The organism is Nocardia sp. NPDC059177, from assembly GCF_042755165.1.
Lineage (GTDB): Bacteria > Actinomycetota > Actinomycetes > Mycobacteriales > Mycobacteriaceae > Nocardia.
This window is the reverse complement of sequence record NZ_JBHZBX010000023.1, coordinates 68,387-89,003: the sequence shown is the minus strand read 5'-3', so window position 1 is coordinate 89,003 and position 20,617 is coordinate 68,387. Positions and strand designations below refer to the sequence as shown.

The 20,617-nt window shown below is 68.1% G+C and carries 22 protein-coding genes; 7 read left to right on the top strand and 15 right to left on the bottom strand.

Features of this window, described 5'->3' with window-relative positions; genetic code table 11:
- Positions 1-12 precede the first annotated feature (12 nt).
- Positions 13-573 carry a TetR/AcrR family transcriptional regulator gene (locus ACFXK0_RS24770; protein WP_379413169.1) on the bottom strand — a complete coding sequence of 187 codons (561 nt, stop codon included), beginning with the start codon at positions 571-573 and terminating at the stop codon, positions 13-15.
- A gap of 37 nt (positions 574-610) precedes the next feature.
- Between ACFXK0_RS24770 and ACFXK0_RS24765 the strand changes: the two genes are divergently transcribed.
- Positions 611-1,651 carry an epoxide hydrolase family protein gene (locus ACFXK0_RS24765; protein WP_379413167.1) on the top strand — a complete coding sequence of 347 codons (1,041 nt, stop codon included), beginning with the start codon at positions 611-613 and terminating at the stop codon, positions 1,649-1,651.
- Positions 1,652-2,023: 372 nt separating this feature from the next.
- On the opposite strand, the gene ACFXK0_RS24760 is transcribed toward ACFXK0_RS24765, so the two are convergent.
- Positions 2,024-3,154: an FAD-dependent oxidoreductase gene (locus ACFXK0_RS24760; RefSeq protein WP_379413166.1), complete on the bottom strand. Its 1,131-nt coding sequence runs from the start codon at positions 3,152-3,154 to the stop codon at positions 2,024-2,026.
- 134 nt (positions 3,155-3,288) lie between these two features.
- Here ACFXK0_RS24760 and ACFXK0_RS24755 point away from each other — a divergent pair, with 134 nt between their 5' ends.
- From ACFXK0_RS24755 to ACFXK0_RS24745, 3 genes are all read left to right on the top strand, one after another.
- Positions 3,289-3,987, top strand: a complete 699-nt coding sequence (locus tag ACFXK0_RS24755) for a TetR/AcrR family transcriptional regulator (protein WP_379413165.1) — start codon at positions 3,289-3,291, stop codon at positions 3,985-3,987.
- Between the two features lie 52 nt (positions 3,988-4,039).
- Complete coding sequence (locus ACFXK0_RS24750; protein ID WP_379413163.1) at positions 4,040-5,560, top strand: FAD-dependent oxidoreductase; 1,521 nt, start codon at positions 4,040-4,042, stop codon at positions 5,558-5,560.
- 229 nt (positions 5,561-5,789) lie between these two features.
- The gene (locus ACFXK0_RS24745) at positions 5,790-7,004 is read left to right on the top strand and encodes an SGNH/GDSL hydrolase family protein (protein ID WP_379413161.1); all 1,215 of its coding nucleotides are present in this window, start codon (positions 5,790-5,792) and stop codon (positions 7,002-7,004) included.
- 76 nt (positions 7,005-7,080) lie between these two features.
- Here the strand turns inward: ACFXK0_RS24745 and ACFXK0_RS24740 are convergent, their stop codons facing one another.
- Together ACFXK0_RS24740 and ACFXK0_RS24735 are read right to left on the bottom strand one after the other, a co-directional pair.
- Positions 7,081-7,548, bottom strand: coding sequence for an ABA4-like family protein (locus tag ACFXK0_RS24740; protein ID WP_379413160.1), 468 nt, complete (start codon positions 7,546-7,548; stop codon positions 7,081-7,083).
- Positions 7,545-8,495 (bottom strand): hypothetical protein, encoded by a 951-nt coding sequence (locus ACFXK0_RS24735; RefSeq protein WP_379413159.1) that lies wholly within the window; start codon positions 8,493-8,495, stop codon positions 7,545-7,547. Before ACFXK0_RS24735 ends, ACFXK0_RS24740 begins: the two co-directional genes overlap by 4 nt.
- Before the next feature lie 103 nt (positions 8,496-8,598).
- On the opposite strand from ACFXK0_RS24735, the gene ACFXK0_RS24730 reads away from it, so the two are divergent.
- Positions 8,599-9,246 carry a MerR family transcriptional regulator gene (locus ACFXK0_RS24730; RefSeq protein ID WP_379413158.1) on the top strand — a complete coding sequence of 216 codons (648 nt, stop codon included), beginning with the start codon at positions 8,599-8,601 and terminating at the stop codon, positions 9,244-9,246.
- A 13-nt stretch (positions 9,247-9,259) separates the two neighbouring features.
- On the opposite strand, the gene ACFXK0_RS24725 is transcribed toward ACFXK0_RS24730, so the two are convergent.
- The 5 genes from ACFXK0_RS24725 to ACFXK0_RS24705 form a co-directional block, all read right to left on the bottom strand.
- Complete coding sequence (locus ACFXK0_RS24725; RefSeq protein ID WP_379413156.1) at positions 9,260-10,027, bottom strand: MspA family porin; 768 nt, start codon at positions 10,025-10,027, stop codon at positions 9,260-9,262.
- A 77-nt stretch (positions 10,028-10,104) separates the two neighbouring features.
- Positions 10,105-10,857 carry an amino acid ABC transporter ATP-binding protein gene (locus tag ACFXK0_RS24720; RefSeq protein WP_379413193.1) on the bottom strand — a complete coding sequence of 251 codons (753 nt, stop codon included), beginning with the start codon at positions 10,855-10,857 and terminating at the stop codon, positions 10,105-10,107.
- A 26-nt stretch (positions 10,858-10,883) separates the two neighbouring features.
- Positions 10,884-11,792 (bottom strand): amino acid ABC transporter permease, encoded by a 909-nt coding sequence (locus tag ACFXK0_RS24715; RefSeq protein ID WP_379413154.1) that lies wholly within the window; start codon positions 11,790-11,792, stop codon positions 10,884-10,886.
- Between the two features lies 1 nt (position 11,793).
- The gene (locus ACFXK0_RS24710; RefSeq protein ID WP_379413153.1) at positions 11,794-12,699 is read right to left on the bottom strand and encodes an ABC transporter substrate-binding protein; all 906 of its coding nucleotides are present in this window, start codon (positions 12,697-12,699) and stop codon (positions 11,794-11,796) included.
- Between the two features lie 117 nt (positions 12,700-12,816).
- Positions 12,817-13,896, bottom strand: coding sequence for an isocitrate/isopropylmalate dehydrogenase family protein (locus tag ACFXK0_RS24705; RefSeq protein ID WP_379413152.1), 1,080 nt, complete (start codon positions 13,894-13,896; stop codon positions 12,817-12,819).
- Between the two features lie 79 nt (positions 13,897-13,975).
- On the opposite strand from ACFXK0_RS24705, the gene ACFXK0_RS24700 reads away from it, so the two are divergent.
- Together ACFXK0_RS24700 and trxA are read left to right on the top strand one after the other, a co-directional pair.
- Positions 13,976-14,488: a 2'-5' RNA ligase family protein gene (locus tag ACFXK0_RS24700; protein WP_379413151.1), complete on the top strand. Its 513-nt coding sequence runs from the start codon at positions 13,976-13,978 to the stop codon at positions 14,486-14,488.
- Positions 14,489-14,537: 49 nt separating this feature from the next.
- On the top strand, positions 14,538-14,909 hold the full coding sequence (gene trxA, locus ACFXK0_RS24695) for a thioredoxin (RefSeq protein ID WP_379413149.1): 372 nt from the start codon (positions 14,538-14,540) through the stop codon (positions 14,907-14,909).
- A gap of 70 nt (positions 14,910-14,979) precedes the next feature.
- Here the strand turns inward: trxA and ACFXK0_RS24690 are convergent, their stop codons facing one another.
- The 6 genes from ACFXK0_RS24690 to ACFXK0_RS24665 all read right to left on the bottom strand — a co-directional run bounded on the left by ACFXK0_RS24690 (position 14,980) and on the right by ACFXK0_RS24665 (position 20,595).
- A complete protein-coding gene (locus tag ACFXK0_RS24690; RefSeq protein WP_379413148.1) occupies positions 14,980-15,402 on the bottom strand; it encodes a 2-keto-3-deoxygluconate kinase in 423 nt (140 codons plus the stop codon).
- 92 nt (positions 15,403-15,494) lie between these two features.
- A complete protein-coding gene (locus ACFXK0_RS24685) occupies positions 15,495-15,626 on the bottom strand; it encodes a hypothetical protein (protein WP_379413147.1) in 132 nt (43 codons plus the stop codon).
- A 107-nt stretch (positions 15,627-15,733) separates the two neighbouring features.
- On the bottom strand, positions 15,734-16,504 hold the full coding sequence (locus ACFXK0_RS24680) for an acyl-[acyl-carrier-protein] thioesterase (RefSeq protein WP_379413145.1): 771 nt from the start codon (positions 16,502-16,504) through the stop codon (positions 15,734-15,736).
- Between the two features lie 38 nt (positions 16,505-16,542).
- Positions 16,543-16,971, bottom strand: a complete 429-nt coding sequence (locus ACFXK0_RS24675; protein WP_379413144.1) for an SRPBCC domain-containing protein — start codon at positions 16,969-16,971, stop codon at positions 16,543-16,545.
- Between the two features lie 75 nt (positions 16,972-17,046).
- A complete protein-coding gene (gene polA / locus ACFXK0_RS24670; protein ID WP_379413142.1) occupies positions 17,047-19,785 on the bottom strand; it encodes a DNA polymerase I in 2,739 nt (912 codons plus the stop codon).
- A gap of 114 nt (positions 19,786-19,899) precedes the next feature.
- A complete protein-coding gene (locus ACFXK0_RS24665) occupies positions 19,900-20,595 on the bottom strand; it encodes an ABC transporter ATP-binding protein (RefSeq protein WP_379413192.1) in 696 nt (231 codons plus the stop codon).
- Positions 20,596-20,617: the final 22 nt, after the last annotated feature.

The window sequence follows — 20,617 nt, the reverse complement described above, 5'->3', positions numbered from 1 at the left end:
CGCTGTCGTGCGTCACCCGTCGGCCAGGCGTTGGATGGTGACACTCAGCCAGGCTTGGAGGTCAGCGGGATCGTCGAGTTCGGAACGCAGGACCCGGCGACGGGTCGAGACGCCGAGCACAAAGGCATCGATCGCTGCGGCGCGGCTGCGGGCGTCCGTGTCCTCCAGGCCGCTGTCGCGCAGGTAGCGGTGCAACGGTTCCAGCGAGTTCGTGTCGAGGAAGGCAGCCAGCGCCTCCGCCGCCTCCGGGCGTTCGCCGGACGCGCGTTGCAGCACGAGCAGCGGATCCTGCCCGGGTGAACCGAACCAGCGCTGGACGATACTCGCCGCCAGGCGAGAACCCAGCGCGGAACGGTCGCCGCCGAAGGAGTCCGAGACCGGGATTTCCACCTGGGTCGCGGCTAGGAAAAGCCCATCCTTGCCGCCGAAATAGCGCGTGATGAGGTTGGGCGACACCCCGGCCGCATCCGACACGCCTTTCACTGTGATCGCCGCGTAGCCGCGCTCGGCGAACTGACGTTGGGCGTGCTCCAGGATTCGTTGCCTGGTGGCAGCCGCACTGCGCGAGGTCATGTGTACGATCATACACCTCATGTGTACGCTGATACACATGAGTGACGCGATACGGGACCGACTCCAGCGGACGCGGCGTGTCACGAGCCCGTGGAGTAGCGATGGGACGCGTGGCATCAGCGGCACCCACCTCGACGAACTGCTCGAACGCTGGGCGAACGGGTACGAGTGGGACGTACACGAGCGCCGCATCAGCGAGTTCCCTTGGGCGACAGTACAAGCGGGCGACACCGACCTGCGGGTGATCCACCAGCGGTCCGCGAATCCCGACGCTCCGGTTGTCGTGCTCCTACATGGCTGGCCGGATTCGGTGTTGCGGTTCGAGCGCGTCCTCCCCCTGCTCGCGGACCTACACGTGGTGGTGCCCGCGCTGCCGGGTTTCCCGTTCGCGGCTCCGGTGACCATGTCCGGCATGTCGGTCAACCGGATCGCCGGGATCGTCGCGGACGCTCTGGATGAGCTCGGTTACTTGCGGTACACGGTATCCGGCGGCGACGTAGGTGGCACCGTCGCGGAAATCCTCGCGGCCGAACATCCCGACCGCGTGGCTGCCCTGCACCTCACGAATATCGCCCCGCGGCGTGCGCTCACGGCGGACCCGGCGAATCTCGCACCCGACGCGGCGGCCTACCTCGACCGGGCGGCGCAGTGGTTCCGGACCGAGGGCGGGTACATCGCGGAGCAGTCGACGCGGCCGAACACGCTCGCCGCCGCCCTCGGCGACTCACCCGCCGGCCTCGCGGCGTGGATCGTCGAGAAACTGGAGTCCTGGTCCGACGAATCAGCCTTCACCACGGACGAGCTTCTCACCTGGGTCACCGCCTACTGGATCACCGGCACGATCGGCACCTCGTTCGCCACCTATGTCGAACCGGTCACCCTCCCTGACCGGATCGACACGCCGACCGTGCTCTCAGTGTTCCCGCGCGACATCAAACCCGAGCCGCGAAGCTACGCCGAGGCATTCCTGAACGTTTGCGACTATGTGGAACACCCTGCCGGCGGCCACTTCGCAGCCTGGGAACAGCCCGCCGCTTACACCCGCGACCTACGCCGCGCGGTCGAGGTGGGCGGCTGAAACCGAGGTTACGGAGACTTCACCGACACCGTGAACGTGCGTGGTCCCGGCGCTGGCCACACTGCCTCGACCACAGGAGACAAATCCCACAATGCCTCAACTCAACGAGACTGCCTCGGATTCAGCCACCCGCGCGTCTCCGATGGGATGGCCGAACCTGCCGGGCTCGTATTGTTCACTGCCCCATTCGATCTCGATCCGTCCTGCGATGGGTGCGCATCGGCCGAGGGTGATCAGTAGATTCGACTATGCTCGAACTTGTTCATCCGACCCTGCCCATCGGGCAGAAGGGTCTCGTCGTCGCCGCGCCGCCGACGAAGTAGCGGGCCATTGCGCCTGCTACTCGCTGCGTTCATCTGACAACGTCGTCACCTATGGTGTTGTCGGCGTTCCGGGCATCAGAGCGAGAAGGCTTTCGGGGATAGCATCGCCGAAGGTTTCCTCGAGGTGCTTGGCTGTCTCGGTATCGGCCTGGCTCATCCGGGTGAACATGGCCTGCTCGTAGGTGTCGAGGCTTGCCTCGATGTCGTCGGGGTGGGCCGCGAGGGCGTTGGCGAGCTCGGCGCCGTCGCACATGGCCCAGTTCGCTCCCTCACCGTTAGGGGCCTGTAGGTGGGCGGCGTCGCCGACCAGGGTCACCCCGGGCGTCCGCTGCCACTGATGCCTCTCGGGCAGGGCGTAGTGCGGGCGCAGGACCGGTGGTGTGTCGGAGTCGGTTATCAGCGCGGTCAGTTCGGGTGCCCAGCCGTCGAACTCGGACGCGACGCGGGCGGCAGCCGCGGCCGGATCGGAGAAGTCGATGCCGTCGAACCACTCCAGTGGCCTAGTGAGCGAGACGTAGGCGTGCAGGGTGTCACCGCGTTCACGGTGCGCGTTGATCCCTCTGTCCGGTGCCGGGGCGAACATCGAACCGCCGCCGACCGCCTTCGCGGTGGCGGGGTGCCGGGTGTCGGCGTGGAACAGGTATGTCTCCACGAAGGATGTGCCGGCGTAGGCGGGGATCGCCGCTGATAGCAGCGGGCGGATGCGCGACCAGGCGCCATCGGCGCCGACCAGCAGGCTCGTGGTCAGGGTGCTGCCGTCGGCGAACCTCACCTCATGGCGACCGTCGCCGAGGCTCCTGGCGCTGGTGGCCCTGCAGCCCCAGCGAACGGTACCTTCGGGCAGGGCGTGGAGGAGTATTCGGCGCAGGTCCGCGCGCTGAGTTTCCGGGCGGCCCCCGGTGCCGTCGTCGGCTTTCTCGAACAGGACGCTGCCGTCCTGTGCCAGGGCGCGCATCGCCTGGCGTCCTTCGAGAGTGATCGCGCGGAACTCGTCCACAAGGCCCGCCGCCTGGAGGGCGAGCTGCCCGTTGTAGTCGTGGATGTCGAGCATTCCGCCCTGGGCCCGCGCTTGCGGGGAGGCTTCGGCTTCGTAGACCTCGGCAACGATGCCGTGGACGTGCAGGACACGGGCCAGTGTCAGTCCGCCGAGTCCGGCGCCGATGATCGTGACAGTTTTCAAGGTGACTCCCTCATGAGCAGGGCGATGTGTTCGCCGACCCGTTTTGGTGCAGTGCGCCAAGATGGACGATGATACGCCAATTTGGTGCACTGCTCCAACTTGGCACATTGCACCAAATATGGCATCGTCGATGTATGCCAACGCGAGCAAGCCGGTCCGAGCGGCGTAATCAGGTGCTCTCCCGGGAGCAGATCATCGAGGCCGCAATCGAGCTGCTCGATGCGGGCGGAGAGGGCGCGCTGACCGTCCGGGCGCTGAGTGAGCGTCTGTCCACCGGATCCGGTGCTATCTCCTATCACGTGGGCAAGCGAGACGATCTCCTGGACACAGCGACCGAGACGATCGTCACGGCCGCTCTGGCGACCAAGCCTGCCCGGGCGGGAGCAGATCCGGCGGACGAGATCCGCGTCGTTGCGCTGGCCTTGTTCGATGCGATCGCGGAGCACCAGTGGCTCGCTACGCGGCTGACTCTCCAGATCATCCGCAACCCGGTCGGCCTGGTGACAGTGGAGGTCTTCGAGCGGATCGGCCGGCAGGTGGATGCTTTGGGCGTGCCGCGAGCCCACTGGTTCGACGCTGCCTCGACGCTCGTGCACTACATCCTCGGGGCGGTCAGCCAGAACGCCCGCATCGAAGGCGACACCTCAGCGATCGATCCCCAGGCCGACCGCGAGGACTTCTTCGACGCGACCTTCGCGGCATGGCAGCGACTCGACCCCGAGGACTACCCGTTCATCCACGCCATTGCCGGCCAGGCAAGAGAGCACGACGACCGCGAGCAGTTCCTCACCGGTATCGCCATCGTCGTCGACAGCCTCACCCGCCTGTGCTGACCCGCCGCATCGAGCCGGGCACCCCACGCCTTGGTTTCAGAAGGGAAATCTCATGCACGACGTAGTAATCGCGGGCGCAGGCCCGGCCGGCCTGTTCCTGGCGAACGAGCTGGCGCTGTCCGGCTGTTCGGTCCTCGTACTCGAGCGGGACCAAGACCCCAACCCGGCGTTGAAGGCGCTCCCGCTCGGATTGAGGGGCCTGAACGCCGGGTCCGCCGAGACGTTCTACCGCCGCGGGCTGCTGGAGACGATGGTGAAGGCTTCCGGCGTCACCCCGGACAAGGTTGGCGCGGATCCTGACGCGGTCGAGGCGCCGGCTCCGCGGGAGCTGAGCCATTTCGCGGGCATGACGCTCGATGTTGCCGATATCGACACGGCCGCCCTCCCGTTCCGGCTGCCCAGTCCGGCGATGGAAGGCTTCATGACAAGCATGGAAGCGGTCGTGGCAGTGCTGGGCGAGCAGGCTTGCGCGCGCGGCGTGGAGATCGTCCGGGGTGTTCCCGTCACGGCCGTGAGCCAGGACGACGAAGGCATCCTCGCCACGGCGGGAGGGCAGCAGCATCGGGCGCGCTGGCTGGTCGGATGCGACGGCGGGCGCAGCGCAGTCCGCGAGCTCGCGGACTTCAGCTTTCTCGGCACCGAGCCGTTGTTCACCGGCTACGTCGCCCAGGTCACCTTCGCCGACCCCGAGCAACTGCCCCTCGGGTTCAATCTGACACCGAACGGCATGTATTTGCGCACGCCCCTCGAGGGGTATCTGGGCATGATGGACTTCGACGGTGGCACCTTCGACCGATCCCGGCCGCTGACCCGCGACCACCTCCAGACGGTGTTGCGCCGTATCTGCGGCACCGACGTGACGCTGGACGAGGTCCACCTCGCCTCCAGTTTCACCGACCGCGCGATGCAAGCGACGACCTACCGCAAGGGCCGCGTCCTGCTTGCCGGCGACGCCGCGCACATCCACTCGCCGCTGGGCGGGCAGGGGCTCAACCTCGGCATCGGCGACGCCATGAACCTGGGCTGGAAGCTCGCCGCCACCGTGCACGGACAAGCGCCCACAGGCCTGCTCGACAGCTACACAAGCGAGCGACACCCCATCGGCGCCGCGGTACTCGACTGGTCCCGAGCCCAGGTGGCAACGATGAAGCCGGGCCCCAACGCCCCCGCGCTGCGCCAGCTGATCCACGATGTGATGAGCACGCCCGACGGGACGACCCAGGTGTACCGCAGGACATCGGGCCTGTTCAACCACTACGACCTCGGCAATGAGCACCCGCTCGTCGGCCGCAGCGCCCCGGACTTCCGCTTCGACGACGGCACCCGCCTCGGCGACCTGCTGCACAAAGGCCAGGGCGTCGCGCTCGACTTCACCACCGACCGCGCGCTGCAGGGCGTGGCTCAGGTATGGGAGAGCCGGATCCAGTACGCAGCCGGTCCGGTGCGCAACAGCCTCGGGCTGGCGGCCCTACTGGTCCGACCGGACGGCGTCGTGGCATGGGCCAGCGGCACCCCCGATCACGACGCCTTCGACCATGCCGCCACCCAGTGGTTTACCACCCTGGACAACTAGAGCCATCGGCCAGTCCCGTGTAGGCCTCGAGTTCCGCCATCGCCGAGGTCGCGGCAGTTTTCTGGTCGGCCTCCACTGTGTACCGAGCGCGGACCTGGAAAACAGAAGACGTGGACGAGCCCCCTACTCCTTCCGGTGCAGCACGCGAGGCTGCCTGACACCGAACTCTTCGAGCACCACCCAATCTCGAGTACCGCCGTGACACCCATCAGCCGAAGGATGAACAACCGTGAACCGCGCCATCAACACCTTCTCCCGCTCCACAGGTTCGGACCCGAATGCCATGGCATGGGTTCGCACCTGGGGAGCTTCCCCGCAGGCGCCAGACAGCTCTGTCAGCTTCGTCGAACCGTTCGAGAACGCGACGCTGCGGCAAGTAGTTCGCATCAGCGGCGGCGGACACCACTTGCGTATCCGAATCAGCAACGAGTACGGAATCGCACCGCTGACCATCGGCGCCGCTCGTGTCGCCCTCGCGAACACCGACGGCGGCAGCCAGGACGGCAGTGACCGTGCGGTGACCTTCAGCGGCAGGCCGACCGCCACCGTGCCGGCGGGCGCGCCGATCCTCAGCGATCCCATCGATCTGCCGACTGACGCGCTGTCGCGGCTGGCCATCAGCCTGTACCTGCCCGGTAGAGTCGATAGCCCAACCTGCCACGGAGCCTTTCACACGCTGGGCTGGCTCATCACCGGCAACGGGACCACGCTCGCCTCACTACCTACCGACGCCGCTCTTTTGGCGGCGCAAGCCCTGATCACGGCGGTGGAAGTACAGCCTGACACACCGGTCAAGGCTATCGCCGTGATCGGTGACTCCCGCGTCGACGGAACCGGATCCACCCCCGGCGCGGACCGACGCTGGACCGATCTGCTCGCCGAGCGCCTGGCAGCCCGCAACGGACAGACGCGCTGCGTGGTCAGCCAGGGCATCAACGGCAACCGTATGCTCAACGACGGCATCGGCACCGCCGCCCTCGCCCGCTTCGACCGCGACGTCCTCGCCACGCCGGGACTCAGTCACGTGGTGATCGCCGTGGGCAACGACGTCATGTCCACCTTCGCCCCGCGCACCGAGGAGACCGCGGGATTGCTCTCGATGTTCCCCGGAGCGGCCGTCGATGTGGACGACATCATCGCCGCGCACCTCCAACTGGCGGCTCGAGCCCACGCGCACGGTGCCAAGGCGTATGCCGCGACCATCGCCCCCTATGGCGGCTCGGATATGTACACCCCCGAGGGCGACAAGGCACGCGAGCAGGTCAACACATGGATCCGCACGAGCGACGCCTTCGACGGCGTACTCGACTTCGATGCCGTCTGGCGCGACCCCGCCGACCCCCGCCGGATCCGCGGTGACCTGCACGAGGGTGACAACCTGCATGGCAGCGACGCCGGCTATGCCGCCCTCGCGGAATCCATCGACCTCTGCCTCTTCGATTGATCTCTGAGCCCCGAGGCGGGCTTCTTGTTCACGGAGGAGGCGCGGGCCGGACCACCGCGGTCCTGGCCCGTTCACGTCATGCCGGGATCGGATCTTCTCGCGACGCCGACGCCGACGACCTGCGCACCGGACCGCGTCCTGCCGGCTCCCGGACGAGCAGGTAGATGGGAAACGCGATGGGCGACAGCAGGATCGTGCCGATCAGCAGCGGCGCCATCAGCAGGGGATGGATGGCGCGGTCGCGGCTGTCGAGGTAGATCCAGCGGCCGAGGAACAGGTCCCAGGCGATGATCTGGGCCCAGAGTGCGGTCAGGACGGCGGGGTCGGCGACAGCGTCGGTGATCGCGGGCAGGGACGGGGAGGTCACCAGGGACCACATCGTGCCGAGGACCGGGACGGCGACGACGGCCCAGATCACCAGGGGCACCAGGGTGATCCACGGTGAGCCGATGATCGTGCGGGTCCAGTGCCAGGTGGGCGCCAGGATCATCAGCGCCCAGAACGGGACGGTGACGAAGAAGGACAGGTCGAACAGCGTGTTCATGCGGTGACTGCCTTTCGGGTGCCGATCGCGCTCGCGACCGAGATCAGGACGCCGGCGACGACGCCGGTGAGTATCGCGGCGGCCACGGTCAGGGTGGCCCGGTCGGGGTGGATCAGCGGCTGCCCGCGCAAGGCCTGCCAAGTGACCAGGGCGAGCACCGCCGCATAGCCGGCGGCCATGGTGACGACCAGGCCGACCCGCACGCGCAGCACCCGCAGCAGCGGGATCCGTGGTGCGACAAGCACCAGCAGCGCGGCGAACAGCGGCAGCACCTGCAGGGCGTGCATGCCGAAGAAGTGCGGGATCCGCAGGTCACCGGCGGTGGTACTCCACCCGGTCACTGGCATGCCGGGCGTGCCGTCGGGCGCGCCGACGGTGTGCGCGCCCGCGATGTCGGCCACCCCGGATTCGCGGTTCGGCATCAGATTGCCCAGCGCCAGCCCGACCAGCGTGATCGCGAGGCCGAGCCGGATCGACCAGGTGGTCGCCGCGTCCCCGATTCTGGTCAGCGAGAGCTGGGCGGCGACGACCATGGTGGCGAGGAAGAGCACGATGATGGTGCCGCCCATGATGATCCACAGGACGGCGTCGAAGCTCGTGGTCATGTTGTAGTGGCTGCGGGTGCCGCGCACCACCTGGCCGACGATGATCAGCTGTTCGATCGTGCCCGCGACGACGATCACCGTCGCCATCCACCAGGTGAGCCGGGATGCCTTGGGCCGCAACGAGATCAGCCACGCCAGCGCGATGCTGTAGAGCACGAACGACACCGCGAACTTGGTCGGCTTGAACCACGCGGCCGACCCGGCGACGACCCGGTCGTCGAGGAGCATCCCGACCACGGCGACGACGGCGAGCACGGCATTGACGGCGGCGAACCAGTGCAGGGGGCGATGCAGACGAGCCTGTCGCCGTGGCAGCGGATCGGGGGTTGTGTGGGCAGTCATGGTGAATCTCCCAAGATAGATAGCTGTACTATCTGTTATGGATAGTTAGACTATCCGCTACAGCGAAGGCGAGCAAGGGGGAACGCGGAAACGGAGGTGAACTGTGCGGATCTCGGAGTTGAGCGAGCGCAGTGGAATCGCGGTGGCGACGATCAAGTACTACCTGCGCGAGGGCCTGCTGCCCCCGGGCGAACGCACCAGCCCGAACCAGGCCAGCTACGGCGAAGACCATCTGCGCAGGCTTCGGCTGGTGCGCGCGCTGATCGAGGTGGGCGGCCTGCCCGTGGCCACCGTCGGCGAGGTCCTCGCCGCCGTCGACTCCCCCGACCTGCCGCTGTTCAGCCTGCTCGGCGTGGTCCAGGACAGCATCTCCGCCCCGATACCGCCCGCGGCCGACGCGGAGTGGGAACGCGCGGCGGCGACCGTGCGCGCGGAGATGGATCGGCGCGGCTGGGACATGAAACCCAGCCCCGTGGCGATCGACACGCTCACCTCGGTGCTCGTGCGGCTCGCGCAACTGGGCTACGCGGACTGGGGCGAAACAGCCCTGCCCAGCTATTTCGACGGCGCGCGGGTGATCGCGGAGAACGATGTGACGACCGCGCTGGCCGCGGGCGGGCGCGATGCCATCATCGACGCGGTCGTGGTACTGACGGTGCTCGGCGACACCGCACTGGCCACCATCCGCCGCATCGCCCAGGCGCAGGTATCACTGGAACGCCTGAGGGCGAATCCCGTCGAACCCGACTGACAACAGCGACTCGCTACAGGGTGGTCGGCTCGCCGAACACCGCTCCGCTGTCGTCGACTTCGGGTGTTCTGGTTTGCACGTAGGTGTATTGGCGGATGGTGGCCGGGCCCACGCAGTTGTCGACTTTGATGTGGAAGTCGCGGGTCACGATCTGCACCGTCTTGCCCGGGATGAGCGGCTTGCCTTCCCCGATATCGATGTTGGTGATGTCGCCGGGTTGCAGTTCCAGTTCCAGGAACAGACCCGGGTCCACCGCGATGGAGGGGAGGATGCCGTTGAACTCGAGAACCTGGCGCGATTCGGACTCCTGTACCTGCCCGGACTCCTGCGTACGCGACTGCACCCGCTCGCCGGAACTCGACTGCTCGACGGTGTCGGACTGCGCCTGCTCGGTCGCCTGCCGCTGCACCTGCTCCGTCGCGGAGTTCTGCTGCGGCCCCTCGAGCCAGAGTTCCGTGGTGGGATCGATGCCGGGGACCGCGGCAGCGAGCCTGGCGGCACAGCCGACGGAGTATCCGGTCTTGAGCACGCCCTCGGCCTGCCCGTCGAGCCGACCGTAGGCGACCGTGGAGACCAACGCTTCACGGCTGGTGGGGACGCCGTTCAACGGCGCGATGCGATAGATGACCTCGTCGTGTGTGCCGACGGTGAAACTGCCCATAGCCGACTCGAAAGTCTTCTCGTGCGGTGGCAGATCGACGGTATCGGCATGCGCGGTCGGCTGCGACAGTACGGCCAGCGCTGAGGCGACGTAACCCACTCTCCAGATGATTCGCGGCATGATCCGGACAATAGTGACTCCGGCGGCCGTTTCCCCTCGTCACGCGCGCGTGTGTCCCGACCGATGCGGCTTCTTGTTCAGAGCAGCCGGGACAGGAAGGTCTTGGTGCGTTCCTCCTGCGGGTTCGCCAGCAGCTCACGCGGCGGACCCGATTCCACGACGACGCCGCCGTCCATGAACACCAGCTCGTCGGCGACCTCGCGAGCGAAACCCATCTCGTGGGTCACCACCAGCATGGTCATGCCGGAATCCGCGAGTTCGCGCATGACGGTGAGCACCTCGCCGACCAGTTCCGGGTCCAGTGCCGAGGTCGGCTCGTCGAACAGCATCAGCTTGGGATCCATCGCCAGCGCGCGGGCGATGGCCACGCGCTGCTGCTGACCGCCGGACAGCTGCGCCGGGTAGGCGTTGCGCTTGGCCGAGAGGCCGACCCGTTCGAGCAGCTCCTCGGCCCTGGCGATCGCGTCGGCCTTGCGGATGCCGCGCACCTGGGTGGGCGCCTCGATCACGTTCTCCAGCGCGGTGCGGTGCGGGAACAGATTGAAATGCTGGAACACCATGCCGATGTCGCGGCGCTGGATCGCGGCGTCACGCGGGTGCATCTCGTAGAGCTTTCCGTTCTTCTCCCGGTAGCCGACGAGATCGCCGTCGACGTAGAGCCTGCCCGCGTTCACCTGCTCGAGGTGGTTGATGCAGCGCAGGAACGTCGACTTGCCCGAGCCCGACGGCCCGACCAGGCACAGCACCTTGCCCCGCTGCACCTCCAGCGAGACACCCTGGAGCACCTTCAGCGCGCCGAAGTTCTTGCACACCCGGTCGGCCAGCACCATCGGCGGTGCGGTCACTGCTGATTCGGTCATTTCGCCTTCACCGCCGCCTGGGCGGTGGCCAGTTCGGCGAGCTGCTTGGCCGTCAGCTGCCGGGTGGCACCGCGCGAGTAGTAGCGCTCCAAGTAGTACTGGCCGATCATCAGGACGCTGGTGATCGCCAGGTACCAGGTGGCACAGACGAGCAGCAGCGGAATCGGCTGGAAGTTGACGCCGTAGATGTCGCGGGCGCGGCCGAACAGGTCGGTGCTCAGCGGGATGGCCGTGACCAGCGAGGTGGTCTTGAGCATGCCGATCAGCTCGTTGCCGGTCGGCGGGATGATCACCCGCATCGCCTGCGGCAGCACGGTGCGGCGCATGGTCTGGGTCCACGACATGCCCAGCGCGACCGAGGCCTCCCGCTGCCCCTCACCCACGGAGTTGATCCCGGCGCGCACGATCTCGGCCATATAGGCCGCCTCGTTGAGACCGAGGCCGATCACCGCGAACAGGAACGCCGCCTGCAGCTGCTGCACGTCGAGGTGGAAGAACTGCGGCCCGAACGGCACCCCGAGGTCGATCTGCTTGTACAGCGAGGGCACCAGGCCCCAGAACACCAGCTGCACGAAGACCGGGGTGCCGCGGAAGATCCACAGATACACCCACGCCGTGGTGCGCAGGACCGGGTTCGGCGACAGCCGCATCACCGCGAGCACAGTGCCCAGGCCCACCGCGATGGACATCGCGAGCACGGTGAGTTCCAGGGTGACGATCGCGCCCTGGGTGATCCGGTAGTCGAACAGGTACTTGCCGTAGGTGTCCCAGCGATAGGCCGGGTTGGTGGCCGCGCCGTAGACGAACAGGCCGAGCAGGATCAGGATGAGCGCGGCCGCGATCCAGCGCCCCGGCCTGCGCAACGGGACGGCTTCGATGATCTCGGGTTCGTCCTGGACGGCCATGTCAGCTCACCGCGCCGTTGATCACCGAGGTCTTGATCCGCCCGTCCTGGACACCCCAGTTGGCGGTGATCTGGTCGTATTTGCCGGTGTCGATCAGATGCTGCAACGCCTTCTGCAGCGACACCGCCAGCGGCGAGGACTTCTGCACCGCCCAGCCGTAGGGCGCGGATTCGAAGATCGGGCCCGCCGCCTCGATCTGGCCGTCGGTCTGCTTGATCGCGTACGCCGTCACCGGCGAATCCGCGGACATGGCGTCGACCTGGCCGAGGACCAGCGCGTTGGTGGCCGCGCTCTGCTCGTCGAAGGCTTTCATATCGATCGGATCCTTACCCTCGGCGACACATTTCGCGCTCTTGGCGGGCACTTCCTCGGTGTGTTCGACGGTGGTCGCCTGCACGGCGACCTTCTTGCCACAGGCGTTGCCGGGATCGATGTCCTTGCCCACGCGCTGCGCCCACTGGATACCGGCGGAGAAATAGGTCGTGAAATCGACCTGCTGTTCGCGTTCGCGCGAATCGGTGATCGAGGACATGCCGACGTCATAGGTGCCTGCCTGGATCGCGGGAATGATCTTCTCGAACGAGGATTCGACGTAGTCGACCCGCAGGCCGAGGGTCGTGGCGACGGCGTCGAGCAGATCGACGTCGAAACCGACGATCCGGCCGCTCGCGTCCCGGTATTCGTTCGGCTGGTACGGCACATTGACGCCGACGACGATCTTGCCGGCCTGGCGGATCCGCTCGGGCACGGTCGCGGCGAGTTCGGCGACGGTCTCGACCCGCACCTTGGCGACATCGGCCGTATCGCCCTCGGTGTTGTGCACGCACCCGGCCGAGACCAGCGCGACGCCCACCACCGAACACAGCAGTCGCGCGGCGCGGCGACCGAGAACCAATCCACCTGACACAGGGCCTCCACCATTCGCCTCTACGCGGTCAGCGCCTTCTTGGCAATGTAGGCGAACCGGACGCAGCGTGGTGCGACAGTAACCGAAGATTCACCACCGGATACGGAAGAACACGCGTCAGCGCCGGTGCACGCGGGCGGTGACCTGTTCGGTGAATTCGCTGGTGGAGGCGAGGCCACCGAGATCGGCGGTGGCGACACCGGCCGCCAGCGTCGCCGCCACCGCCCGGCTGATCCGCTCGGCCACCTCGTGCACGCGCGGGTTCGCGTCGCGAACGGCCAACCAGCGCAACAACATCGCCGCCGACAACTGCAAGGCCACCGGATTGGCCCGGTTGTGGCCGGCCAGCCCCGGCGCCGCGCCGTGCACCGCCTGGGCCATCGCCTTGGTGTCGGAACAGTTCAGCGACGGGGCCATGCCGAGCGAGCCGCTCAGTTCCCCGGCCAGGTCGGAGAGGATGTCGCCGAAGAGGTTCTCGGTGACGATCACGTCGTAGTCGCCCGGCGCGCGGACCAGGTGCGCGGCCATCGCGTCGACGTGCGCGTCGTCGACCCGCACGTCGGGATACTGCGCGGCCACCTCGTAGCAGACATCGCGGAACAGGCCGGTGGTCATCGGCAGCACATTGGCCTTGTGCACCACGGTCACCCGCTTGCGCCTGCCCTGGGCCAGCCGCATCGCCTGATGCGCGATCCGTTCGCAGGCCTGCCGGGTGACCACCGCGACCGCCAGCGCCACATCCTCGGTCGGGCGGAACTCCCCCGAGCCGGCGAACATGTTGCGGTCGGCGTAGAAGCCCTCGCTGTTCTCCCGCACGATCACCAGGTCGATATCGGGTGCGGTGGCGCGCACCCCGGCGAACGCGGCCGCCGGCCGGATATTGGCGTAGAGGCCGAGGCGCTTGCGGATCGCCCCGCCCGGCGCGACCCGCATCTCGGCCGGATAGGAGGCATTGTCGTGTGGGCCGAGAATCCAGGCGTCGAGCTCGGACAAGGCGGCGAGGGTCTGCTCGGGCAGCGGGTCGCCGTAGGCGGCGATGGCCTCGTGCCCGATCGCCAGCGGCACCCAGGTCACCGGATCCAGGCCCGCCGCGCCGACCGCCTCGTCGACCACCGCGCGCGTCGCGGCGACCACCTCGGGGCCGATACCGTCACCGTCGATCACACCGAGCCGCAGGCTCGCCTTCGCACCGTTCACCCCTCCATCCTCGCGCCTGCCCGGCCCGGTTCGGGTGAGCGGGCCACGCGGACACGCCGCGGCGACTAGTTTCACAACCATGGTGCAGTCGGTGGAGTTGCTCTTCGACGAGCGCGGCGAGACCGAGATCCGCAGGCAGTGGGCGGCGCTGGCCGACGCCGGGATCAGCAGTCCCCGTGGCGGGACCCATCGCCCGCACATCACGGTCGCGGTGGCGCGCGAGATCTGGCCGCGCATCGACCACCAGCTCGAACGGCTGACCTTCACGCCGCTCCCGGTCCGGCTGGGCGGGGTACTGATCTTCGGGTCGCGCAGGCCGATCGTGGTGCGCGCGGTGGTCGTCACCGAGGAGCTGCTCGCCCTGCAACGCCGGATCGCCGAGGTGGTCGCGCCGTGCCCCGGCATCCCCGCGAATCTCGCGCCCGGCGCGTGGACACCGCATGTGACCCTGGCGCGCCGGGTACCGCCGGAACGGCTCGGCGACGCGGTGCGCGCGGTCACCGCCGACACCGACTGTCCAGCCGTTGTGGTGGGGATTCGCCGCTGGGACGGGGACGCGCGGGCGGAGCGGATCGTGGCCGGGGGAAGATAGGGCAAGGCCCCGGCGTTACAGCCGAGGACACCGACAAGGAGAGGACGTCATGGCCACCCAGACGCTGACCCAGCAGAACTTCGACGAAGTCATCACCGGAAACGACGTGGTCCTCGTCGATTTCTGGGCTTCCTGGTGCGGTCCGTGCCGCAGCTTCGCCCCCACCTTCGAGACCTCCTCGGACAAGCACCCCGACGTGGTGCACGGCAAGGTCGACACCGAGGCCGAGCAGGGGCTCGCCGCGGCCGCGAACATCCAGTCGATCCCGACCATCATGGCCTTCCGCGAGGGCGTGCTCGTCTTCGCCCAGCCGGGTGCGCTGCCGCCCGCCGCGCTCGAGGATCTGGTGACCCAGGTCAAGGGCCTGGACATGGACGAGGTGCGCAAGCAGATCGCCGAGCAGTCCTCCCCCGCCGAATAGGGCGCGAAACGTCAAGGGCCCGTTCACCTCTGGTGAGGTGAACGGGCCCTTTCGGCGTTGCCGGGGCCGATCAGCCCGCGAGCTTGCCGACGCAGGCGATCATGGCGCGCACGGTCGACTCGGCGCCACCGGCGGCCATCGCCGCGGCCCAGCCGCGCCGGCCGTCGAGTTCGCACTGGACGAAAGTGGCGATACCCTCGGCGGTCGGACGCTGATGGAACTGCAGGATCTCGAGGGGGTAGCCCTCGTCGTAGAGCGCGGAGGTCATGGCCGCGACCGGGCTACCGGTGGCGATGACGGTGCGCAGATGGTCGGCGAATTCCAGCGTGGCGGTGAAATCCGTTCCGGAACAAGTCCATTCGCCGAGGGTGATGGGACCCGCGAGCCGGGTGTACCGGTCGAGGAACTCGGCGGGGGTGAGGTCGGTGAGTTCGGTACGCAGCCCGCGGGGGGCGGCGGCGAACAGGGCGTGGTCCAGTGTGAGCAATGTCATTGCAGGTGAGGTCTTCCCGAAGATTGTCTTCGTTGGCAGGTGGGACCAGCAGAACGATGAAAATCAGCCCGCAGCGAGGGGGCCGGTCCGAATCAGACCCCGCTACGGCGGGTTACTACGAGAAGAATCTGCCGGGTAGCTGCCTGCGCGGTCTGCGCAGCAGCGACCGCGCGGTCGCGGTCAGCGACAAGCAGCGCGGCGAAGCGGTCGGCGGGATTCGGCACGTGGTCGAGAATAGGGCGATCGTCGCGAAACCGCAACCTTGTTACGACCCGGTCGTGTCTACTCGTGAGTACCGTCACCGCAGCTCAGACTCGGTGCCCCGGGCCGATCAGCTCGCCGGCGGTCCGGGCAGCGGTTCGACCGAGGCGAGGGCGCGTGCCGAGCCGTCGACATCGAGCTGGATACGCAGGCTGCCCGGCCGGGCACTGGTGCGCAGCACGACCTTGTCGCCCGTCATCACCGGCCCGACGTGCTCGACGATCGCCCGGTAGGGCAGCGTGTGATGCGCGGGGTGCGCGGCCAGGGATTCCTCGACCGCCTCCCAGTAGACCGCGTTGTTGACGTGCCCGAGCCGGTCGACGTCGGTGACCCGCAGCGGATACGCCACCGCCTCGATCTCCGGGTCGTCCAGCTCGGTGAGCGCGGCCTTCCAGCGCAGCCGGTGCTCGGTGGTGCTCGCCAGCATCGGCGCCATGAAGGCATCGCTCATCCGGGCAGGCCGACCGGCCACCGGGTCGATGTGGATCAGGAACGAGGCGGCCTCGATCCGCCCGCCGCGCTCACCGCGGAGCTGAATTCGCATGTCGCACCAACGATTCGAGAGCGCGTCGGCCCAGCGCCGCAGCCGCACCCGGTCACCGAACTCGATCGGCTCGTACACATCGATGACGGTGCGCCGCACGATCCAGGTCTGATGGGTGTCGCCGTCCTCGACCGCGTCCAGGTGATCGAACCCGATGTCCTGCAGGTACCGCGCGATCGCGTCGAGGCGCAACCGGTCGTCCCCGTCGGTGTCGCCCAGGCGCACCGGCCACGACGCCGCGAAGGCCTGCTCGATATCGGGGCACGCGGGCAACGGGGTCGCGATCACAGCGGTCATGGCCCGATGCTGCCACAGTTCGCCGCGCGGACCGGGGATCAGGCGCGTTCGGCGGCAGCCTTGATCCCGGCGACGTGCGCCGTCCACATCTCCCGCGAGTGCTCGGCGTCGGCCGCGGTCGCGTTGTTGTCCTGACTCAACGCCAGATGCGTCGAGGAACCGTCGCCGGTCAGCCCATAGCTGAGCGTGTGATAGTTCTCGGCCACATCGGGCAAGCCGCTGAGCGGGCTGTAGTGCGTGAGCTCGAGCAACCGGCCCGGTTCCACCGCGCGGACCTCCCCGCGGTCCTCGTAGGACCTGCCCTGGTACTCGCCCTGCCAGACGATCGAGCTCCCCGGCCGCCAGTCGGTGCGCACCTCGGCCCCGAACATGAAACGCCGGACTTCTGCCGGATCGGTCAGCACCGCCCACACCCGCTGCGGGGAGGCGGCGATGTCGACCTCCGCTGTCGCCACGAATCCGGTCATGACCTCACCTCCTGCCCTCCACCCTACGACCGGGTGCGGCCGCGGGGCTTGGACAAAGGCGTCACCGCGGCGGGGTCAGTGGGCGGCGGCGTCCCAGCTGCGGCCGGTGCCGACCGAGACGGTGAGGGGGACCGACAGGTCGATGGCGGCCGACATCTGCGCGCGAGCCAGGGCCTCGAGGGTGTCGCGTTCGCCGTCGGCGACCTCGAAGACGAGTTCGTCGTGGATCTGCAGCAGCATGCGCGAGCGCAGGCCCGCCTCGGTGATCGCCCGCTGCACATTGATCATCGCGACCTTGATGATGTCGGCGGCGGTGCCCTGGATGGGGGCGTTGAGGGCCATGCGTTCGGCGGCCTCGCGGCGCTGACGGTTGCTGGAGTCCAGGTCGGGCAGGTAGCGGCGGCGGCCGAACAGGGTTTGCGTGTAGCCGACCTTGCGGGCCTGGTCGACCACGTCGGAGAGGTAGTCGCGGATGCCGCCGAAGCGGTCGAAGTAGACGTCCATCTGCTCTTTGGCCTCGGCCGTGCTGATCTTGAGCTGGGCGGACAGGCCGTAGGAGCTCAGACCGTAGGCCAGGCCGTAGGACATCGCCTTGATCCGGCGGCGCAGCTCCGGGCTCACCTCGTGCAGCGGGATGTCGAAGGCCTTGGACGCGACGAAGGTGTGCAGGTCCTCGCCGGAATTGAAGGCCTCGATCAGGCCCGCGTCACCGGACAGGTGCGCCATGATGCGCATCTCGATCTGGCTGTAGTCCGCGGTCATCAGCTCGTCGTAGCCGGGGCCGACGACGAAGGTGTCCCGGATCAGGCGGCCGGTGTCGGTGCGGATCGGGATGTTCTGCAGGTTCGGCTCGGTCGAGGAGAGCCGGCCGGTGGCGGCGATGGTCTGGTTGAAGGTGGTGTGGATGCGGCCGTCGTCAGCGACCGCCTTGAGCAGGCCGTCGACGGTGACCTTGAGCCGAGTCGCATCGCGGTGGGCCAGGAGGTGTTCGAGGAAGGCGTGGCCGGTCTTCTCGAACAGCGATTCCAGGGCGTCGGCGTCGGTGGTGTAGCCGGTCTTGGTGCGCTTGGTCTTGGGCATGTCGAGCTCGTCGAACAGCACCACCTGCAGCTGCTTGGGCGAGCCGAGGTTGATCTGCTTGCCGATCACCGCGTAGGCGGAGTTCGCCGCCTCGGTGACCTGGTCGGCGAACTGACGCTGTAGTGATTCGAGTTTTCTGACGTCGACGGCGATACCGGCGTCTTCCAGCCTGCCGAGCACACCCAGCAGGGGCAGCTCCATCTCCTCGAGCAGGGCGGTCGAGGAGATCCGTTCGAGTTCGGCGTCCAGGGCATCGGCCAGGTCGGCCACGGCGCGGGCGCGCAGCATCTCCTCGCGGGCGATGTCGGCGGCGACGGTGTCTTCGTCGTCGAGCAGGGAAAGCTGGCCGTCGTCGCCGGTCTCGGCGCGCAGTTCGCGCTTGAGATAGCGCAGCGAGAGGTCGTCGAGGTTGAAGCTGCGCTGGCCGGGGCGCACCAGGTAGGCCGCCAAGGCGGTGTCGCTGGTGAGGCCCGCCAGGGTCAGGCCGCGGCCGCGCAGGGCGTGCTCGGCGGCCTTGGCCTCGTGTAAGGCCTTGGGCACGGCCGGATCGGCCAGCCAGATGCCGAGAGCGGCCTCGTCCTCGGGGGTCAGGGTGGTGAGGTCGAGGTAGCCGCCCTCGCCGTCGGCGGCGGCGAAGGCCACCGCGCGCGCGTCACCGTCGACCGGGGTGCCGGTGCCGACGATCGAGAGTCCGTGGCGCACACCGGCTTTCGCGTGTTCGGCCAGCCAGTCGGCGACCGTGCCTGCTTCGATGGTCGCGCCGCTGATCTCGAAACCGGACTCGGCTTCGGGTTCGGTCGAGCCGAGGGTGTCGAACAGGCGGTCGCGCAGGACGCGGAACTCCAGGTCGTCGAAGAGCTGGTGGATCTTCTCGCGATCCCACGGCGCCTGCGCCAGCTGATCGGGGGTGTAGGGCAGCGGGACCTCACGCACCATCTCGGTGAGCTGGCGGTTGAGCACCACGCTGGACAGGTTCTCGCGCAGCGAGTCGCCGACCTTGCCCTTCACCTGGTCGACCCGGTCGACCAGGGTGGCCAGGTCGCCGTATTCGCGGATCCATTTGGCGGCGGTCTTCTCGCCGACGCGGGGCACGCCGGGCAGGTTGTCGCTCGGGTCGCCGCGCAGGGCCGCGTAGTCCGGGTACTGGGCCGGGGTCAGGCCGTATTTGGCCTCGACTTCCTCGGGGGTGAAGCGGGTGAGGTCGGAGACGCCCTTGCGGGGGTAGAGCACGGTGACGTCGTCGGTGACCAGCTGGATGGAGTCGCGGTCGCCGGAGACGATGAGCACCCGGTAGCCCTGGGCCGCGGCCTGGGTGGTGAGGGTGGCGATCACGTCGTCGGCCTCGTAGCCGTCGATGGCCATCACCGGGATGCCGAGCGCGCCGAGCACGTCCTTGGTGAGTTCGACCTGGCCGCGGAACTCGTCCGGGGTGGCGCTGCGGTTGGCCTTGTATTCCGGGTACGCCTCGGTCCGGAAGGTCTTCCTCGACACGTCGAACGCCGCGGCCACGTGACTGGGCTTCTCGTCGCGCAGCAGATTGATCAGCATCGAGGTGAACCCGTACACCGCGTTGGTGGTCTGCCCGGTGACGGTCTTGAAGTTCTCCGCCGGTAGCGCGAAGAACGCGCGATAGGCGATCGAATGCCCGTCCAGGAGCATCAGCGTCGGCCGCTCACCCCCGTCGGAAGTGGTCGTTGTCGATGCCTGAGCCGTCGTCGGTGAACTCACCCGCATGAGTGTAGGGACACCCTCCGACAATGCCGCCCTCGCCGCGGGTGTCGCCCGGAAAACCCGGCCGGCCCCGCGCTCACACGGAGCACGGGGCCGGGCGACGGGTACCAGAACCGGTCAATCCACACCCAGGTAGGCCGACATCACCGCCGGGTCGGTGAGCAGGGCCGTGCCCGCGCCGGACTTGGTGACCTCGCCGGTTTCCAGGATGTAGGCGCGGTCGCTGCGGGTGAGGGCTTGCTGGGCGTTCTGTTCGACGAGCAGGACCGTGGTGCCCTGGCGGTTGATCTCGCTGATGATGCGGAAGATCTGCTGGATCACCATGGGGGCCAGACCCATCGATGGTTCGTCGAGCAGCAGCAGTTTCGGGCGGGCCATGAGGGCGCGGCCGATGGCGAGCATCTGCTGTTCACCGCCGGAGAGGGTGCCGCCGACCTGTTTGCGGCGTTCGGCCAGGCGGGGGAACAGTTCGAAGATCCAGTCCAGGGTCTGCTGGTATTCGGTCTTCTGCTCGAACGGCCTGCCGTAGCAGCCCATGTCGAGGTTCTCCAGGACCGTCATACCGGGGAACACGCCACGGCCTTCCGGTGCCTGGATGAGTCCCTCGACCACCCGGTCGTGGGCCTTCATCGCGGTGATGTCCTTGCCCTGGAACAGGATCCGGCCCGAGGTCAGCGGCAGCAGGCCGGACAGGGCGCGCATGGTGGTGGTCTTGCCCGCGCCGTTGGCGCCGAGCAGGGTGACCAGCTCGCCGGGCGACACCGACAGCGAGATCCCGTGCAGCGCTTCGATTCTGCCGTAGTTCACCACCATGTCGCGCACCTCGAGCAGCGGC

Excerpts from the sequence above, each read along its gene's own strand:
- ACFXK0_RS24770 (WP_379413169.1), bottom strand. The coding sequence starts at position 573 with ATGACCTCGCGCAGTGCGGCTGCCACCAGGCAACGAATCCTGGAGCAC.
- ACFXK0_RS24680 (WP_379413145.1), bottom strand. The coding sequence starts at position 16,504 with ATGACCGCTGTGATCGCGACCCCGTTGCCCGCGTGCCCCGATATCGAG.
- ACFXK0_RS24765 (WP_379413167.1), top strand. The coding sequence starts at position 611 with ATGAGTGACGCGATACGGGACCGACTCCAGCGGACGCGGCGTGTCACG.
- ACFXK0_RS24665 (WP_379413192.1), bottom strand. The coding sequence starts at position 20,595 with ATGGTGGTGAACTACGGCAGAATCGAAGCGCTGCACGGGATCTCGCTG.
- ACFXK0_RS24750 (WP_379413163.1), top strand. The coding sequence starts at position 4,040 with ATGCACGACGTAGTAATCGCGGGCGCAGGCCCGGCCGGCCTGTTCCTG.
- ACFXK0_RS24735 (WP_379413159.1), bottom strand. The coding sequence starts at position 8,495 with ATGACTGCCCACACAACCCCCGATCCGCTGCCACGGCGACAGGCTCGT.
- ACFXK0_RS24755 (WP_379413165.1), top strand. The coding sequence starts at position 3,289 with ATGCCAACGCGAGCAAGCCGGTCCGAGCGGCGTAATCAGGTGCTCTCC.
- ACFXK0_RS24675 (WP_379413144.1), bottom strand. The coding sequence starts at position 16,971 with ATGACCGGATTCGTGGCGACAGCGGAGGTCGACATCGCCGCCTCCCCG.
- polA (WP_379413142.1), bottom strand. The coding sequence starts at position 19,785 with ATGCGGGTGAGTTCACCGACGACGGCTCAGGCATCGACAACGACCACT.
- ACFXK0_RS24700 (WP_379413151.1), top strand. The coding sequence starts at position 13,976 with ATGGTGCAGTCGGTGGAGTTGCTCTTCGACGAGCGCGGCGAGACCGAG.
- ACFXK0_RS24690 (WP_379413148.1), bottom strand. The coding sequence starts at position 15,402 with ATGACATTGCTCACACTGGACCACGCCCTGTTCGCCGCCGCCCCCCGC.
- ACFXK0_RS24740 (WP_379413160.1), bottom strand. The coding sequence starts at position 7,548 with ATGAACACGCTGTTCGACCTGTCCTTCTTCGTCACCGTCCCGTTCTGG.
- trxA (WP_379413149.1), top strand. The coding sequence starts at position 14,538 with ATGGCCACCCAGACGCTGACCCAGCAGAACTTCGACGAAGTCATCACC.
- ACFXK0_RS24715 (WP_379413154.1), bottom strand. The coding sequence starts at position 11,792 with ATGGCCGTCCAGGACGAACCCGAGATCATCGAAGCCGTCCCGTTGCGC.
- ACFXK0_RS24720 (WP_379413193.1), bottom strand. The coding sequence starts at position 10,857 with ATGGTGCTGGCCGACCGGGTGTGCAAGAACTTCGGCGCGCTGAAGGTG.
- ACFXK0_RS24725 (WP_379413156.1), bottom strand. The coding sequence starts at position 10,027 with ATGCCGCGAATCATCTGGAGAGTGGGTTACGTCGCCTCAGCGCTGGCC.